Source organism: Pseudomonas sp. NPDC086278, from assembly GCF_050280905.1.
In the GTDB taxonomy this organism is placed as follows: Bacteria; Pseudomonadota; Gammaproteobacteria; order Pseudomonadales; family Pseudomonadaceae; genus Aquipseudomonas.
In genome coordinates this window covers 20,114-34,936 of record NZ_JBNNWE010000023.1, presented here as the reverse complement: position 1 = coordinate 34,936, position 14,823 = coordinate 20,114, and the positions used below count along the sequence as shown (strand labels likewise).

Here is a 14,823-nt window from a genome sequence, read left to right as displayed (position 1 = left end):
TGGTAACAACTGATCAAGGATGCACCGACATGCTGATGCGCTGGATTGCAGTCCCCGCGTTGCTGATGGCGTTTGCCGGGTTGGCTCAAGCGGCAGAATGCCCGGAGCTGTTGCAGGGTTCGCTGCCCAAGTTGCGCGCCAAGGAAAACATCGACCTGTGCCAACGCTTTGAGGGTAAACCGCTGGTGGTGGTCAATACCGCGAGCTTCTGCGGTTTCGCCCCGCAGTTCAAAAGCCTTGAGGCGCTGTATCAGCGCTACAAGGGGCAGGGGCTGGAGGTGATCGGCGTTCCGTCCAATGACTTCAAACAGGAGTCCAAGGACGGCGCAGAGACCGCCAAGGTTTGCTACGTGAACTATGGCGTGACGTTCACCATGACCGAACCGCAAGCCGTGCGCGGTGATGATGCGACGCACTTGTTCAAGGTCCTCGCCAAACAGACCAGCGCGCCCAAATGGAATTTCTACAAATACGTGGTCGACCGCCAAGGCAAAGTCATCGCCAATTTCTCCAGCCTGACCAAGCCCGACGATCCGGCGTTCATCGCGGCGGTCGAGCAAGCCCTGGCCTCACAACCCTGATCGGCACCCATTAAAAAGCCCCGCCTCTGTTGCAGAGAGCGGGGCTTTTTTCGATTCAGGTGGCGAGGGGTTGAAGCTCGCCGTGAATCATCAGAAACGGTAGGTAGCACCTACACCGAAACCGTTCGCCCAGTTTTCATACTTGGCGTCGTAGCTCTGGCCACGGTCGTTGCTGTTGTTGACCTTGACCGATTCTTCACGCAGGTACGAATAGGCCACGTCGATGGTCAGGTCGTCGGTTGGGCTCCAGCCGGCGCCGAGGCTGAAAATCTTGCGATCGCCAGTCGGGATGCGTGGGGAGCGGTCGACGTTGTTGGTCGGCGCCTGGTCGAAGGACAGGCCGGTACGCAGTACCCATTCCTTGTTCAACTGATAGGACGCGCCGATGGCGTGAGCCCAGGTGTCGTGCCAGTTCTGCTCTTCGGTGATGGAACCGAATTGGCCGTTGAGGATGGCCGGAACACCTTTGTTTTCGACGGTGATTTCTTTCAGGCGGCTCCAGCGAGTCCAGGTGCTGCCTGCGTAAAGAGTCCACTTGTCGTCGAGCTGGTGAGTGACCGAGAAGTCCAGCGATTCAGGCGTGGTCAGGTCCAGCGAGGCGTCGTATTTCTGGCTTGGGTTTTGACCCACTGCCGCGAGAACGCCGTAGTTGACCTTGGTGTTACCGTCCAGCTTGTACTTCACTTTCGAGTGGTAAGTCAGGCCGACGCGGGTGCTGTCGGTGGCTTGAACCAGCACGCCGATGTTGTAACCCAGTGCGGTGTCGTCACCCTTGATCTTGACTTCGCCATCTGCCGCGGCCTGGGTGATCGAGAGGTTCGATTCCAGCTTGCCGTCGATACGGTTGATGGTCGGACCGAAACCGATCGACACCTTGTCGTTGAAGGCGTAGCTCACGGTTGGTTGCAGGGTCACGACTTGTACGTCGCTGGTGGTGCCGAAGTAGCGGCCGGCAAAGCCGTGCTCGTAGTCGGTGACCAGGCCGAACGGTGCGTAGACGCCAACACCGACTGCCCATTGATCATCGATTGGCTTGACGTAGTAACCCATCGGCACGCCCATGAAAGGGACCATGTCACCTTTGTTGCTACCGCCGTTCGGACGGGAGCTGGCGTCGCTGATGTCAGTGTGTGCGTCGATGAAAGCAACACCGCCGGTCACTTGTTCGCGCTTGAGGCGAGACATGCCGGCAGGGTTGCCAGCAATGGTGGATGCGTCGTCGGCAGCAGAAGATCGCCCGGCAAAACCTGTCCCCATTCCGCTGATGCTTTGTTCGTTAAGGGCAAAGCCACTTGCAAAGAGCTGGGTGGATGCCAGGGTAACGGCAAGGCTAAGGGTGGTTTTGAGCATTACTTTTTTCATTATTAGAACTCCTGGTGATCACCGGGGCGAAAATTACCAACATTTTCGTTCCAGCGCTATAGGCTGTATGGCTTGAGTTAGAGCGGTCTTGTAGGACAATCCGACCAGATTCGCGACCCGTTGCAAGATCTTGTGAAACCGGTGGGTCAGCAGGCGACCTGATTCATGGGTGAAACACAGGTCTGCCAGGCACAAGTGAAGTCACGCAGGCGCCCTTGAGGCTGAAAAGTCTGGCGCCAGATTCGGGCCATTCCCAACAAGTCGTCAGCGGCGGGGAGGGGGGTGTTCTGTTCTTCTACCAGCAGCCAGGCGATGGCTGTGGCGTAACGCAGGTTGACGGTCAATTCGAGTTGCGGCCCGCTGAGAAAGGCATGCTGGCTGGCGAGGCCGCGGACAAGGCTCGCGCGTTCCGGGTCCAGTGCCAGGTAATGATCCCAGAGTGCCCGATGGCGGGGCTCGGCGATGCGGTACAAACCATGACCGCGGCGGTCATGCAGGGCGGAACCAAGGGCTGACTGACTGGCGGCAATGCCCAGCAGCAGGGATTCGGCAGTTGCGCTATGGCGTCCCAGGTAAATCAGTGTCGGACGGATAACATAGCGGCACAGTTCGCTGGCAGCGATACCCATAAAGCCCTCGAAACATGAAGTGGGCGGCGATGCCTGAAGGGGGCCTTGGCAGCGGTGGATCGAATCAGGCTCGCCGGAAGCGGATCAAGCCGCTTGAGTTGAAGTGTAGTGTCATATTCGCGCTGTAAAGGACTGTTTTTAAAATATTTCCGGCAGCCAGTTATAACCGTTATATCGGTTAGTGCTTAGGCGCGGCACATCGAAAGAGAAACATCGGGCAATAAAAAGCCCCGCTTTTTGAGCAGGGCTTTTGAGGTTTTCAGTCTTTCTGGCGAATCAGGCAATCAATGCCTGACGGGTACGCTCGATCACGGCCTGCAGCGGTTCTGCGCTGGAGTATTGATCGGGGTACAGGCGTTCGCTGTGACGAGCGATGCCGTGTTCGTTGACCAGGGTGAAGCTGAAGCAGCCTTTGCGAGCGGCCATGATCAGGCAGTTCATTGGTGCAAAAGCGTTGGTTAGGGTGCGGATGGCATCCTGGGTGTGGATTTGAGTAGTCATTATTGGGTGTTCCTACAAGCGACACGGATAAGAACCGTGCAAAGTTAAAACGTTCCAGTGACGACGACCACCATTGGCCGAACGAAGAACCCGACTGGAACAAAGCAGCCAGTTTGAAGCGCTGATTAAATTGGCGCGCTTGGGCTGGCAGGTAGGTACTTAGGAGGGCAGGCAACACATCAAGGGCAAAGGTTCTGGGCCCGGGGTGAAGATCCTGATCAATTTGCAGGTTGGTTCGGTCAGAGTAAGTGAGCTTCGCAACACCCTTTGCATTCGATTCAAAGGCTGTGTTGACACAAGGTTTACCTGGAAACCATCGAGGTGGTCGATCCCGCTTGTTCGGTGAAGGCTTCCGTTGGGAAGGCTGTCCGGGGGGATTTGTTCGACCAGAATTGACTTTCAGCTTGGTACTAACGCCGCGGATAGTAACGGATTGATTTGTGAAATGGAAGCGTGAAAACAAAATAATTCCTGGGCGCGGACGTCTCGCCCTGTAATGGGACGGTTTCCGACCGCTGGTCGTCGACTCTGCAACAGCCTGGTTCAAGGCTCTCAAGGGTTATCCCCAGAAAAAGCGGACAAAACGCTCCGAAAAAGCTCAGCGATATAACCGCCGCGCAGGTACTTGTGCACATAAGTTGCGCAAACTGTAACCCGCCTGTCATCCACGCCCCGACCACAGTGGGTGCCTGTATTGAAAATTTAAGTCAATGAAAAACATCGCTTTTTTTTACTGGTGAAAAAATCGTCAGTTTGACTGCGAGCCCCATTCCACAGGGCTTCGCGAGAGTTCAAGGGCGGTTGTCCACTGAGTTATCCACAGCTTCTGTGGATTGTCCCGAGCGCTTGCTCTAGCACGGGCGTGCCGGGTTTTTACAGGCTTTACCTGTAAGAAAAAAAGAGTAGAGTTGCGCGCCTTCCGATCTGTCCCACAGTGCGTTATGAAGTTTCCCTCAGTATCAGATTCCGTTACCGAAACACCTCCCAGTGTTACCCCGCCCAAACGCTTTTCGATGCGTGTGGCCGAGTGGTTACTCGACAGCCCGCGCCTGGGCGATAACCCCAACGTCAAACACCTCGCCGGACGCTTGCTCAAGCAGCCGGCCCGTGAAGGTGTGGTGGCAGCGCAAAGTCGTCTTGGCCAACTGATGTGCCGCGAGTGCGGCAACGCCCGGGACCGGCGCATCGGTCAGGATTTGTTGCGTCAGGCCGCTCGCGCCGGGGATCGCCGCGCGCTACGGGAACTCGGTCTGGCCGAAGACTGAGCTGTCCAAGTCCTGACGCCTTGGTTAACCTTCAGGCTTTATCTCATCGGCAGGAATCACTATGGCTATGGATTTGACCAGCCTGTTACTCGGTCTGGCAGGCGCTGGCCTGCCGTTGCTGGTACTGGCCTGGCAGATTCAGCGGCGGGCGAGTGCCGCGCAAGCCGATGTCGCGTTGCTCGAAGAACGCCTCGCCATGTCGCAACTCGCCCAGGACGGCTTGAACGCCCAACTTGACGCCTGCCGCGATGAAATCGGTGACCTGAGCCAGGCCAATGCCGCCAAACAAGCCGATATGGCCGCCCTGCGCCGGGAAGTCGAATTGCTGCAGATCGAACGCGATGACGCCCGCGACGCGGCGCACGCCTGGAACATCGAACGCGCCGGCAAAGAGACCGAACTGCGGCGCCTCGACGCTCAGGCCGCCTCGCTCAACGCCGAGCTGCGCGAACAGCAGGAAAGCCATCAGCAGCGTCTGAACGACCTGCAAGGCTCGCGGGACGAGTTGCGTGCGCAGTTCGCCGAGCTGGCCGGCAAGATCTTCGACGAGCGTGAACAGCGCTTCGCCGAAACCAGCCAGCAACGTCTCGGCCAGTTGCTCGATCCGTTGAAGGAGCGCATCCAGTCCTTCGAAAAACGCGTCGAGGAAAGTTATCAGGCCGAAGCACGTGAGCGCTTTTCGCTGGCCAAGGAACTGGAACGACTGCAACAGCTGAACCTGCGCCTGAGCGACGAGGCCACCAACCTGACTCGCGCCCTGAAAGGGCAGAAAACCCAAGGCAACTGGGGCGAGCTGATTCTTGAGCGGGTGCTCGAACACGCCGGGCTGGAGAAGGGCCGCGAGTACCAGACCCAGGTCACGCTCAAAGGCCCGGACGGCGAGCGTTTTCAACCGGACGTGATCATCTACCTGCCGGGCGACAAGCAAGTGGTGGTCGACTCGAAGGTCAGCCTCACGGCCTATCAGCAATACGTGGCGGCCGAAGACGATGCCATCGGCCAGATCGCGCTCAAGCAGCACGTGCTGTCCTTGCGCAATCACGTCAAAGGCCTGTCCGGCAAGGATTACAAACGCCTCGATGGCTTGCACAGTCTGGATTTCGTCTTGCTCTTCGTGCCGATTGAAGCCGCGTTTTCAGCAGCATTGCAGGCCGAACCGACGCTGTTCCAGGAAGCGTTCGACCGCAACATTGTGATCGTCAGCCCAACCACGCTGCTGGCGACGTTGCGGGTCATCGACAGCCTGTGGAAGCAAGAGCGCCAGAGCCAGAACGCCCGGGAAATCGCCGAGCGCGCCGGGTGGCTGTATGACAAGTTCGTGCTGTTCATTCAGGATCTGGACGAAGTCGGCAATCGCCTGCAGCAACTGGACAAGGCCTACAGTTCGGCGCGCAACAAACTGACAGAAGGACGCGGCAACCTGGTCAGCCGCAGCGAGCAGCTAAAATTGCTCGGCGCTCGAGCCAGCAAGAGCTTGCCGGCGGATTTGCTGGAGCGGGCGATGACCGATGTGGATGGCTTGGCCGAGTTGCCGGAGTAAGTCAAAAGCTTCGCGAGCAAGCCGCTCCCACATTGGATCTATGTTGCACTGAAGATCCCTGTGGGAGCGGGCTTGCCCGCGAAAGCGTCAGCCCCGTCACTCAATGACTCAAACCTGCCGCATCACAACGGCAAGTGCCGACTCAACAACGCCCTTAACGCCGCCGGTTTCACCGGTTTGGCCAAGTAATCCAGCCCCGCCGCATGCACTTGCGCGACCATCTCCGGTCGCCCGTCGGCACTGATCACCACCCCCGGCACCGGTTCGCCCAGTTGGGTGCGCAACCACGCCATCAACTCGGTTCCGGTCTCGCCGTGGTCCAGGTGGTAGTCGATCAACGCCAACTGCGGCCGTAACCCGTCGCCAAGCAGTGCGGCGCATTCCTCGCGATTACGCGCGGTCCACACCTGGCAGCCCCAGCGCGTGAGCAAACTGTTCATGCCAATCAGGATGCTGTCCTCGTTATCGATACACAGCACCTGAGCGCCACCCATTTGCCTGCCGTTGAGTTCGGCCACCTGCACCGGCGCGACGGCTTGCGCCCGAGCCAGCGGCACGCTGACGCTGAACACGCTGCCGCGCCCCGGCCACGACCTTACGCGTAACGTGTGGCCCAACACGCGGCACAAGCCGTCGGCTATCGCCAAGCCCAACCCGAGGCCTTTCTCGGCGCGGGTCTGATGGCTGTCGAGGCGTTTGAATTCCTCGAAAATCACCTGTTGTTTGTCTTCCGGAATACCCGGCCCACGGTCCCAGACTTCCAGGCACAGCTCGCTGCCGCGGCGTCGCACGCCGAGCAGCACCGGGCCCTGGGCGTAACGGAAGGCGTTGGTCAGGAAATTCTGCAAGATCCGCCGCAACAGTTTGATGTCGCTGTCGACCCGCAACGTGCTGCCCCGCACGCGGAACTTCAGACCCTGTTCCTGTGCCAGTGCCTTGAACTCGGCGCCGAGGGTATCGAACAGTTCATTGAGCGCGAACGGCTTGCGATCCGGGTTGATCTTGCCGTTTTCCAGGCGGGAAATGTCCAGCAAATCGCTGATCAAGTCTTCGGCCGAACGCAACGAACTGTCGAGGTGCGCCACCAGTTTGCGGGTGTCGCCGGACAGGCTGTCGTCCTGGTGGGACAGGGCGGCAGAGAAAAGGCGCGCGGCGTTCAGCGGTTGCATCAAGTCGTGGCTGACGGCCGCGAGGAAGCGGGTTTTCGACTGGTTCGCCGATTCGGCGGTGCCTTTGGCTTCGGTCAGTGCGACGTTGAGCTGCGACAGTTCGTGGGTGCGTTCGGTGACCCGTTGTTCCAGTCCTTCATTGGCCTCGGTCAGCGCCTGCTCGGCTTCGCGGAACGCGGTGATGTCGGTGAAGCTCATGACGAAACCGCCGCCCGGCATCGGGTTGCCGATCAGCTCAATCACCCGGCCATTGGGAAATAACCGCTCAGAGGTGTGCGCACGGCCCTGACGCATCCAGTGCAAGCGCCGGGCGACGTGCACTTCGGCCTCGCCGGGCCCGCACAAGCCGCGTTCGGCGTTGTGGCGAATAATGTCGGCAATCGGCCGGCCGACACTGATCAAGCCGTCCGGGTAGTCGAATAACTCCAGATAACGCCGGTTCCACGCCACCAGTTTCAGCGACTGGTCGACCACGCTGATGCCCTGGGTGATGTTCTCGATGGCGCCTTGCAGCAGGGCACGGTTGAATTGCAGCACTTCGGAGGCTTCGTCGGCGATGCGCACCACGTCCTCCAGCTGCATTTCCCGACCCTCGATGGCGGCTTTTACCACCGCCCGCGTCGACGAGGCGCCGAGGACACCGGCCAGCAGGCGTTCGGTGTGGGCGATCCATTCGCCGTCGGCGTTCTGGTTCGGGTTGAAGCCTCTGCCCTGGCGATACGCGAAGCGGATGAAGCTTTGGCGTGCGCGTTCTTCACCGACGAAACGCGCGGCCAGTTGCAGCAAATCATCGATCTGCACGGCGAGCATCGAGCGTGCGCTGGGGCGTGCACTGATTTCCTGACCGATGAAACGGCCGGCCTGCCAATGCTCCGACACGCGCGTGCGTGACAACACCGAGACCCAGGCAAACAGGGTGAAGTTGGCCGCCAGCGACAACACCACGCCTTGGGTCAGCGGGGTGAGTGGCAGGTTGAGCGGATTGCTGTGCAACCAGGCCAAGCCCGGAAAACTGTGCAGCGACCAGCCGAGGCTGTGGGCGGCAATCGGCAAGATCAGCGTGTAAAACCACAGGAACGTCCCGGCGGCGAGACCGGCGAAGACGCCGCGCCGGTTGGCCTGTTTCCAGTACAACGCGCCGAGCATGGCCGGTGCCAGTTGCGTCACGGCGGCGAAGGCGATCTGGCCGATGGTCGCCAGGCTTGCGGTTGACCCCAGCAAGCGATAACTGACGTACGCCAGCAACAGAATCACCACGATGCTGACGCGGCGCACCGAGAGCATCCACTGGCGGAACACTTCGAACGGCCGCTCGGCGTTGTTGCGGCGCAGCAACCACGGCAACAGCATGTCGTTGGAGACCATGGTCGACAGCGCCACACTGGCGACGATCACCATGCCGGTCGCGGCGGAAGCACCACCGATAAACGCCAGCATGGCCAGCGCCGGGTGCGCCTGGGCCAGTGGCAGGCTGATGACGAAAGAGTCCGGCAGGACCGAACTTGGCAGCAGCATCTGACCGGCCAGCGCAATCGGTACTACAAACAGTGCGGCCAATGCGAGGTAGGCCGGGAACACCCATTTCGCCAGGCGCAGGTCCTGCGGATCGATGTTCTCCACCACGGTCACGTGGAATTGCCGGGGCAGGCAAATGATCGCCATCATCGCCACGCCGGTTTGCACCACCATCGACGGCCAGTTGATGGTTTCTTTCCAGTATTCCTCAAGGCGCGGGGCGAGCATGGCCTGGCTGAACAGGTCGTCGAAACCGTCGTACAAGCCGTAGGTGACGAATGCCCCCACGGCGAGAAACGCGAACAGCTTGACCAGCGACTCGAACGCAATCGCCAGCACCATGCCACGGTGGTGCTCGGTGGCGTCGAGGTTGCGCGTGCCGAACACGATGGTGAACAGCGCGAGCACCAGGGAGACGATCAGCGCGGTGTCCTGGGCGCGCACGCCCATCGCGTCGGCACCGGCGCCGATCAGCAGGTTGACGCCGAGCACAATGCCTTTGAGTTGCAGGGCGATGTAGGGCAGCACACCGACCAGGCAGATCAGCGCGACCACCACGGCCAGCGATTGCGACTTGCCGTAGCGCGCGGCGATGAAGTCAGCGATGGAGGTGATGTTCTCCTGCTTGCTGATCATCACCATTTTTTGCAGGACCCACGGCGCAAAGACCAGCAGCAGGATCGGCCCGAGGTAGATCGGCAGGAATGACCAGAGTTGTTCGGCGGCCTGGCCCACGGCGCCAAAGAAGGTCCAGCTGGTGCAATAAACCGCCAGCGACAGGCTGTACACCCAGGCGCGCACCCGTGGCGGCAGCGGCGCGCTGCGACGGTCGCCGTAGAAGGCGATGGCGAACATGATGGCCATATAGGCCAGGGCGACGGCGGCGATCAGCCCGCTGGACAGCGACATGAGAACTCCAGACGAAAGACACCCGGGACTCCCGCCCGGCGAGACAGTCTCGCACGATGGCCGAGGTTAGTCAGTGTCGACCAAAGTCGCGGCGCGGCGGGGTGTCGCACGGGGTATCACAGGGTGTTTGGCCAGATGGATCTTGGGTGCCTGAGCGGGCCTTTTCGCGGGCAAGCCACGCTCCCACAGGTTTCGTGTCGTGCCTGAATCAGGCGTCCAACGCGAAACCTGTGGGAGCGGGCTTGCTCGCGAATGGCGGCCTCACTGATTCAACGCAAACTCGACCAACCGATGCAGTTCCGCGACCTCCAGCGGCGCCGCCGAAAACAGGATGCGGAACACGATCGGTGCCACCACCAGGTTGATCAACCGATCAGCGCTCGGCTTCGGCTGATCCGGGTAACGATCCAGAATCGTCTGCAACTGTGCGCCAATGATCGTCGCGCAAAAGCCCGGCGTGGTGCTGCTTTGCACATCGCGCAGTATGTTGCGCCCGGGCTCGGAGCTCATCTCGTCGTGATATTGCTCCGCCCAGGCCCGCACATCGCTGCGCAGGCTGCCAGTGTTGGCCGGTTCGCTGTCGGGTTGCATGCGGGCGAGGGCGACGTCCGCCAGCAGCACCGACAGGTCGCCCCAGCGGCGATAAATCGTCGACGGCGTCACCCCGGCGCGCGCGGCAATTTGCGGGACGGTCACGCTGGCGCGGTCCTGTTCTTCGAGGAGTTCGCGGACTGCCGAATGAATCGACTCTTGCACCCGGGCACTGCGGCCGCCGGGGCGTAAACCTTCTTTAATAGCCATGCGGCGGACCTTAACACAAAGAATTTGCTTTAAGCGCTAGCCAGTAGCACACTCCGCAAAAGCAAAATATTAGCTTTTGCGGAGATTGCCCATGTCCAGCTCGATTTCAAACCGTTCCAGCCTGTGGTTTCTGGCGATCACTCTTCTGAGTTTTCTTGCCGCTTCCACCGCGCCGACGCCGCTGTATCACTTGTATCAGGAGCACCTGCAGTTCTCCGAAGCGACGCTGACCCTGATCTTCGGCGTGTACGCCATCAGTTTGCTCGCGGCGCTGCTGACCGTTGGTTCGCTCTCGGATTATCTGGGGCGCAAACCGGTGATTTTCACCGCAGTGGTGCTGAACATGTTGGCGATGCTGCTATTTATCAACGCCGACAGCGTCGCTTGGCTGATCAGCGCCCGCGTGCTGCAAGGCTTTGCCACCGGCATGGCCACCGCGGTGCTGAGTGCCGCGCTGCTGGACACCGATCGCCGGCAAGGTCCGCTGGTCAACAGCGTTGCGCCGCTGCTCGGTATGGCGGCCGGCGCCATGGGTTGCGGCTTGCTGGCCCAGTTCGCGCCGCTGCCGTTGCAGTTGACCTTTTGGGTGTTGCTCGCGCTGTTCGGGATGCAGGCGATTTATGTCTGGCGCCTGCCGGAAAGCGCCAACCTGCAAGCCGGCGCCTGGGCCTCGTTGCGTCCGACCTTGCATGTGCCGACTCAGGCACGGTGCACGTTGTGGCGGGTATTGCCGATCAATATCGCCGTGTGGGCGCTGGGTGGTTTTTACGCATCGCTCGCGCCGTCGCTGGTCAGGGCCGCCACCGGTTCGACCTCGAACCTGATTGGCGGGGCGACCGTCGCCGTGTTGACCGTGACCGGTGCCGCGATGATTTTCACCTTGCGTAATCGGCCTGCCGACAAGGTTCTGCTGCTGGGTGGCACGCTGTTGTCGGTCGGTGTTGCCTTGATTCTGTTGGCGGTGCACAGCGCCAGCCTGTCGCTGTTCTTCATGGGTACGCTGGTGGCCGGTTGCGGTTTCGGCGCCGGGTTTCTTGGGTCCCTGCGCAGCGTCGTGCCGCTGGCGTTGCCCCATGAGCGGGCCGGATTGATGTCAGCGTTTTATGTGCTCAGCTACCTGGCGTTCTGCTTGCCGTCATTGCTGGCCGGTTACCTCACCCGAACCTTCGGGCTGATCGCCACCACCGATGGTTACGGCGCGGTGCTGATTGCGCTGTCGGTTGGCGCACTGCTGGCGCTGTTGCGCCAGCGCTCGGGCAACGTGTGTGGCGTGTAGGGCAACGACAGTAGCAAGCCAATATCTACAAAATAGATAACAGTTAGAGATATTACCCGTTATATAGATATTCGATTCGGATCTACCATGAGCTCCACCTCACTAGAGGACAGGAGTTCGCCATGCCATGCCCCAACCGCAGCAAGCCCGGTATCAAACCTTTCAGCCATTTGCAGCACCCGCGTGAAGTCATCCGCCAGTTCACGCCTAACTGGTTCGCTGCAACCATGGGCACCGGCGTGCTGGCGTTGGCGCTCGCGCAATTGCCCCTTGCGCTGCCGGGGCTGCATGCAATCGCCGAAGGGCTGTGGCTGTTCAACACCCTGCTGTTTTTGCTGTTTACCGCTTTATATGCGGCGCGTTGGCTGTGGTTTTTCGATGAGGCGCGGCGGATCTTCGGGCATTCCACCGTGTCGATGTTTTTCGGCACCATCCCCATGGGGCTTGCGACCATCATCAATGGCTTCCTGCTGTTCGGCTTGCCGCGCTGGGGCGATGGCGTGATTCACATTGCCGAAGTGCTGTGGTGGCTGGACGTGGCGATGTCGCTGGCCTGCGGCGTGCTGATTCCCTACATGATGTTCACCCGTCAGCACCACAGCATCGACCAGATGACCGCCGTTTGGCTGTTGCCGGTGGTCGCTGCCGAAGTCGCCGCCGCCAGCGGTGGTTTGCTGGCACCGCATCTGGCAGACGCCCATGCGCAACTGGTGGTGTTGACCACCAGCTACGTGCTCTGGGCCTTTTCCCTGCCCGTGGCGTTCAGCATCCTGACCATCCTGTTGCTGCGCATGGCACTGCATAAATTGCCCCACGAAAACATGGCGGCATCGAGCTGGCTGGCGCTCGGGCCGATCGGTACCGGGGCGCTGGGCATGTTGCTGCTGGGTGCCGACGCACCGGCAATCTTCGCCGCCAACGGGATGCCGGGCATCGGTGAAATCGCCGCCGGGCTCGGGCTGGTGGCCGGGATCACGCTGTGGGGGTTTGGCCTGTGGTGGATGCTGATCGCCGTGCTGATCACCGTGCGTTACCTGCGCGTCGGCATTCCGTTCAACCTTGGCTGGTGGGGTTTCACCTTCCCGTTGGGCGTTTATTCTTTGGCGACGCTGAAACTCGCCAGCACCTTGAACCTGACGTTTTTCAGTGTCTTTGGCGGCGTGCTAGTGGCCTTGCTGGCGGTGATGTGGCTGATCGTCTCGAAACGCACCGTGCAAGGCGCGTGGCGTGGCGAGTTGTTTGTCTCGCCGTGCATTGCAGGATTAAACAAATAATCGGCAAAGATTAGGTAATGTGTGGCCTGGATCGCTGTTCGACATTCCAATAGCTGTCACCACGCCACTCTCACGCCAGTCAGGGACACACGGAAGATGAGTCACCCCTCACAGTTCACCTTGCTTCGCACCCGGCGCTTTTTGCCGTTCTTCGTCACACAGTCCCTCGGGGCGTTCAACGACAACATCTTCAAGCAGTCGCTGATCCTCGCCATTCTGTACAAGCTGACCATCGAGGGTGATCGCTCGATCTGGGTCAACCTGTGTGCGTTGCTGTTTATCCTGCCGTTCTTCCTGTTCTCGGCGCTCGCCGGGCAGTTCGGGGAGAAGTTCGCCAAGGACGCGTTGATCCGTCTGATCAAGCTCGGCGAAATCGCGATCATGGCGGTCGGCGCGGTCGGGTTCATGTTCGATCACCTGTCGCTGATGCTGGTGGCGCTGTTCGCCATGGGCACGCACTCGGCGCTGTTCGGGCCGGTGAAGTATTCGATCCTGCCGCAGGCATTACGCGAAGACGAACTGGTCGGCGGCAACGGGCTGGTGGAAATGGGCACCTTCCTCGCGATTCTGGCCGGCACCATCGGCGCCGGAATCATCATGTCGTCCGGTCATTACGCGCCCATCGTGTCCACCGCCATCGTCGGCATTGCAGTGCTGGGTTACCTCGCCAGCCGCAGCATTCCGCGGGCCGCCGCGGCATCGCCGGAGATGCGCCTGAACTGGAACATTTTCAGCCAATCCTGGGCGACGCTGAAACTGGGGCTCGGGCAAACGCCTGCGGTATCGCGTTCAATTGTCGGCAACTCGTGGTTCTGGTTTGTCGGGGCGATTTACCTGACGCAGATCCCGGCGTACGCCAAGGAGTGGATGCACGGTGACGAAACCGTGGTCACGCTGATCCTGACCGTGTTTTCGGTCGGGATCGCCCTCGGTTCGATGCTCTGCGAGAGGCTCTCCGGACGTAAAGTCGAAATCGGCCTGGTGCCGTTCGGCTCGTTTGGCCTGACGGTGTTTGGCTTGCTGCTGTGGTGGCACTCCGGCGGCATTCCGGACAGTGAAAACGGCTATGGCTGGATCGAAGTCTTGGGCTTCGGCCACACATGGCTGGTACTGATCGACATCCTGGGGCTGGGGATTTTCGGCGGTTTCTACATCGTGCCGCTGTACGCGCTGATCCAGTCGCGCACTGCCGAAAAAGAGCGGGCGCGGGTGATTGCCGCCAACAACATCCTCAACGCGCTGTTTATGGTGGTCTCGGCGATTGTTTCGATCGTCTTGCTGAGTGTGGTCAAGCTGTCGATCCCGCAGCTGTTCCTGGTGGTGTCGCTGCTGAACATCGGCGTCAACGCCTACATCTTCAGCATCGTTCCCGAGTTCACCATGCGTTTCATGATCTGGCTGCTCAGCCATTCCATGTACCGCGTGGAGCACCGCAACCTGGAGCTGATTCCGGACGAAGGCGCGGCGTTACTGGTCTGCAACCATGTGTCATTCGTCGATGCTTTGCTGATCGGCGGCGCGGTGCGTCGGCCGATTCGCTTTGTCATGTACTACAAAATCTACAACCTGCCGGTGCTCAACTTCATCTTTCGCACGGCGGGGACGATTCCTATCGCCGGGCGTCATGAAGACATTCAGATCTACGAAAAAGCCTTCACCCGGATTGCCCGGTATCTGAAGGACGGTGAGCTGGTGTGCATCTTCCCGGAAGGCAAATTGACCGCTGATGGCGAAATGAATGAGTTCAAGGGCGGGCTGACGCGGATTCTCGAAGAGACGCCGGTGCCGGTGATTCCGCTGGCGTTGCAAGGCTTGTGGGGCAGTTTTTTCAGCCGCGATCCGGGCAAGAGTCTGTTTCGTCGGTTGTGGTCGCGGGTGACGTTGGTGGCGGGGCCAGCGGTGGCGGTTGCAGCGGCGGAGCCTGCGGCATTGCAGGCGATGGTCGGGGAGTTACGCGGGACCGTTAGATAGTTAGTGTGATTGCGGGCCTCTTCGTCGGAA

Annotated in this window: 11 protein-coding genes; 6 read left to right on the top strand and 5 right to left on the bottom strand. The window is 60.4% G+C overall.

Features of this window, described 5'->3' with window-relative positions:
- Window positions 1-29 precede the first annotated feature (29 nt).
- Complete coding sequence (locus ACQKP4_RS09830; RefSeq protein WP_427632600.1) at window positions 30-581, top strand: glutathione peroxidase; 552 nt, start codon at window positions 30-32, stop codon at window positions 579-581.
- A 90-nt stretch (window positions 582-671) separates the two neighbouring features.
- On the opposite strand, the gene ACQKP4_RS09825 is transcribed toward ACQKP4_RS09830, so the two are convergent.
- The 3 genes from ACQKP4_RS09825 to ACQKP4_RS09815 all read right to left on the bottom strand — a co-directional run bounded on the left by ACQKP4_RS09825 (window position 672) and on the right by ACQKP4_RS09815 (window position 3,073).
- Window positions 672-1,943 (bottom strand): OmpP1/FadL family transporter, encoded by a 1,272-nt coding sequence (locus tag ACQKP4_RS09825; RefSeq protein WP_427632598.1) that lies wholly within the window; start codon window positions 1,941-1,943, stop codon window positions 672-674.
- A gap of 146 nt (window positions 1,944-2,089) precedes the next feature.
- Window positions 2,090-2,572, bottom strand: coding sequence for a hypothetical protein (locus ACQKP4_RS09820; protein ID WP_427632596.1), 483 nt, complete (start codon window positions 2,570-2,572; stop codon window positions 2,090-2,092).
- Window positions 2,573-2,848: 276 nt separating this feature from the next.
- Window positions 2,849-3,073: a hypothetical protein gene (locus tag ACQKP4_RS09815; RefSeq protein ID WP_007945191.1), complete on the bottom strand. Its 225-nt coding sequence runs from the start codon at window positions 3,071-3,073 to the stop codon at window positions 2,849-2,851.
- Between the two features lie 941 nt (window positions 3,074-4,014).
- Here ACQKP4_RS09815 and ACQKP4_RS09810 point away from each other — a divergent pair.
- Both ACQKP4_RS09810 and rmuC read left to right on the top strand, forming a co-directional pair.
- On the top strand, window positions 4,015-4,338 hold the full coding sequence (locus ACQKP4_RS09810) for a sel1 repeat family protein (RefSeq protein WP_427632594.1): 324 nt from the start codon (window positions 4,015-4,017) through the stop codon (window positions 4,336-4,338).
- Between the two features lie 175 nt (window positions 4,339-4,513).
- A complete protein-coding gene (gene rmuC, locus ACQKP4_RS09805) occupies window positions 4,514-5,878 on the top strand; it encodes a DNA recombination protein RmuC (RefSeq protein ID WP_427632668.1) in 1,365 nt (454 codons plus the stop codon).
- A 122-nt stretch (window positions 5,879-6,000) separates the two neighbouring features.
- Here the strand turns inward: rmuC and ACQKP4_RS09800 are convergent, their stop codons facing one another.
- Together ACQKP4_RS09800 and ACQKP4_RS09795 are read right to left on the bottom strand one after the other, a co-directional pair.
- Window positions 6,001-9,471, bottom strand: a complete 3,471-nt coding sequence (locus ACQKP4_RS09800) for a hybrid sensor histidine kinase/response regulator (protein ID WP_427632592.1) — start codon at window positions 9,469-9,471, stop codon at window positions 6,001-6,003.
- Between the two features lie 261 nt (window positions 9,472-9,732).
- Entirely contained in the window at window positions 9,733-10,272 is a 540-nt protein-coding gene (locus ACQKP4_RS09795) for a TetR/AcrR family transcriptional regulator (protein ID WP_427632590.1), read from the bottom strand.
- Window positions 10,273-10,363: 91 nt separating this feature from the next.
- Here ACQKP4_RS09795 and ACQKP4_RS09790 point away from each other — a divergent pair, with 91 nt between their 5' ends.
- From ACQKP4_RS09790 to ACQKP4_RS09780, 3 genes are all read left to right on the top strand, one after another.
- The gene (locus tag ACQKP4_RS09790) at window positions 10,364-11,548 is read left to right on the top strand and encodes an MFS transporter (RefSeq protein WP_427632588.1); all 1,185 of its coding nucleotides are present in this window, start codon (window positions 10,364-10,366) and stop codon (window positions 11,546-11,548) included.
- Between the two features lie 122 nt (window positions 11,549-11,670).
- Entirely contained in the window at window positions 11,671-12,822 is a 1,152-nt protein-coding gene (locus tag ACQKP4_RS09785; RefSeq protein WP_427632586.1) for a TDT family transporter, read from the top strand.
- Window positions 12,823-12,918: 96 nt separating this feature from the next.
- Complete coding sequence (locus ACQKP4_RS09780) at window positions 12,919-14,793, top strand: MFS transporter (protein ID WP_427632584.1); 1,875 nt, start codon at window positions 12,919-12,921, stop codon at window positions 14,791-14,793.
- Window positions 14,794-14,823: the final 30 nt, after the last annotated feature.

What these genes read in the sequence shown, in the direction of transcription:
- ACQKP4_RS09825 (WP_427632598.1), bottom strand. Translation starts at nt 1,943, where the DNA reads ATGAAAAAAGTAATGCTCAAAACCACCCTTAGCCTTGCCGTTACCCTG.
- ACQKP4_RS09810 (WP_427632594.1), top strand. Translation starts at nt 4,015, where the DNA reads ATGAAGTTTCCCTCAGTATCAGATTCCGTTACCGAAACACCTCCCAGT.
- ACQKP4_RS09785 (WP_427632586.1), top strand. Translation starts at nt 11,671, where the DNA reads ATGCCATGCCCCAACCGCAGCAAGCCCGGTATCAAACCTTTCAGCCAT.
- ACQKP4_RS09780 (WP_427632584.1), top strand. Translation starts at nt 12,919, where the DNA reads ATGAGTCACCCCTCACAGTTCACCTTGCTTCGCACCCGGCGCTTTTTG.
- ACQKP4_RS09815 (WP_007945191.1), bottom strand. Translation starts at nt 3,073, where the DNA reads ATGACTACTCAAATCCACACCCAGGATGCCATCCGCACCCTAACCAAC.
- ACQKP4_RS09790 (WP_427632588.1), top strand. Translation starts at nt 10,364, where the DNA reads ATGTCCAGCTCGATTTCAAACCGTTCCAGCCTGTGGTTTCTGGCGATC.
- ACQKP4_RS09820 (WP_427632596.1), bottom strand. Translation starts at nt 2,572, where the DNA reads ATGGGTATCGCTGCCAGCGAACTGTGCCGCTATGTTATCCGTCCGACA.
- ACQKP4_RS09795 (WP_427632590.1), bottom strand. Translation starts at nt 10,272, where the DNA reads ATGGCTATTAAAGAAGGTTTACGCCCCGGCGGCCGCAGTGCCCGGGTG.
- ACQKP4_RS09830 (WP_427632600.1), top strand. Translation starts at nt 30, where the DNA reads ATGCTGATGCGCTGGATTGCAGTCCCCGCGTTGCTGATGGCGTTTGCC.
- ACQKP4_RS09800 (WP_427632592.1), bottom strand. Translation starts at nt 9,471, where the DNA reads ATGTCGCTGTCCAGCGGGCTGATCGCCGCCGTCGCCCTGGCCTATATG.